Here is a 1,656-nt window from a genome sequence, read left to right as displayed (position 1 = left end):
GCGGATTGCACTATAATTCATACTTTCATTTTTTACCTTTATGCGGTATATCTTATGCAAAGCAGCCGATTTATAGCTTATCTATCGGCGTTTAGATCGCAGGCGAGTATGCGAATATGAAGTTTATAACGGATTTGGAGAATAGATGCTTTTTAACTCATATGAATTTATATTTGCATTTTTACCAATAACATTTTTTATATATTTTTTCCTAAATAAAAGACGTTTAAGCGAGCTGTCAAAGGGGTTTTTAGTCGCTTCATCGCTATTTTTTTACGCTTGGTGGAACATCGCGTATCTGCCTATAATCTTATGTTCGATGATATTTAATTATTGTTTCGGAATGGAGCTAAATAAAAGTGATGCAAAAATTTCAAAAAAGGCGATCTTGATTGTCGCAATAGCTGCAAATTTAGCGTTACTTGGATATTTTAAGTACTCGGATTTCTTGATCGATAATTTAAATTTTGCCTTTAATCTGCACATTCATAGTTTAAATTTACTTCTTCCGCTTGCAATTTCGTTTTTTACGTTTCAGCAGATCGCATACCTCGTAGATTCATATAACGGAGGGGGCACTAAAGAATATAATTTTTTAAATTATTGTCTATTTGTTACATTTTTCCCGCAGCTCATAGCGGGTCCAATCGTCCATCACAAGGAGGTTATGCCGCAGTTTGGTGATCTTAAAAATAAAGTGCTAAATTATAAAAATATTGCTCTTGGGCTTTTTATATTTTCTTTGGGTTTATTTAAAAAAGTTCTCATCGCCGATACCTTTGCCGTTTGGGCGAGCAATGGCTTCGATAAAGCTGAAATTTTATCGCTAATAGAGGCATGGGCGACCAGCCTCTCATATACTTTTCAGCTTTATTTCGATTTTAGCGGGTATTGTGATATGGCAATCGGAGCAGCACTTCTTTTTAATATCAAACTTCCAATAAATTTTAATTCGCCGTATAAGGCTAGCGACATACAAGACTTCTGGCGCAGATGGCATATTACGCTAAGTAGGTTTTTACGCGATTATGTTTATATACCGCTGGGCGGTAACCGCAAGGGTAGGGCGAGGACATATTTAAATTTAATGCTCACCTTTATAATAGGCGGCATTTGGCATGGGGCAGGCTGGACTTTTATATTTTGGGGGTTTTTACACGGATTGGCACTCATGATTCATAGGTTTTGGCATAATTTAGGCTTTAGAATGAATAAAGTTCTAGCTTGGTTTATAACCTTTAACTTCGTAAATATTGCCTGGGTGTTTTTTAGAGCTAAAGATTGGAGCGATGCGATAAAAGTATTAAAAGGAATGTGCGGAATGAGTGGTGTGGTGTTGCCGGATCCGCTCAGACATATTTTTAAATTTTTGCAGCATTTTAACGTAGAATTCGGAGGATACCTGATTCATATCGGAGGCAGACGCGATAGCATAATATGGCTATTAGTGGGATTTATCTTAATTCTATGTTGCAAGAATTCTATGCAGCTAGTCCACTCGCGTAAAGTGGAGAAATTTTATATAGCAGCAGTTGCATTTTTGCTTCTTACGGCTTTATCAAATTTAAACACCGTATCGGAATTTTTATATTTTAATTTTTTTTAGAGGAGGAAATTGTGAAGAAAAAAATATTATTAGGAATTTTTTTGGCTCTT

1 protein-coding gene is annotated in these 1,656 nt (G+C 35.7%); it reads left to right on the top strand.

Features of this window, described 5'->3' with window-relative positions; translation table 11 throughout:
- The first annotated feature begins 145 nt into the window (after positions 1 to 145).
- On the top strand, positions 146 to 1,606 hold the full coding sequence (locus Q0140_RS00270) for an MBOAT family protein (RefSeq protein WP_297960364.1): 1,461 nt from the start codon (positions 146 to 148) through the stop codon (positions 1,604 to 1,606).
- Positions 1,607 to 1,656: the final 50 nt, after the last annotated feature.

Source organism: uncultured Campylobacter sp. (genome assembly GCF_938045405.1).
GTDB lineage: Bacteria > Campylobacterota > Campylobacteria > Campylobacterales > Campylobacteraceae > Campylobacter_B.
The sequence above is the reverse complement of the archived record's forward strand: the minus strand, read 5'-3'. Positions and strand labels throughout refer to the sequence as shown.

Bases quoted from the DNA above. Each gene is read 5' to 3' on its own strand.
- Q0140_RS00270 (WP_297960364.1), top strand. From the start codon at position 146: ATGCTTTTTAACTCATATGAATTTATATTTGCATTTTTACCAATAACA.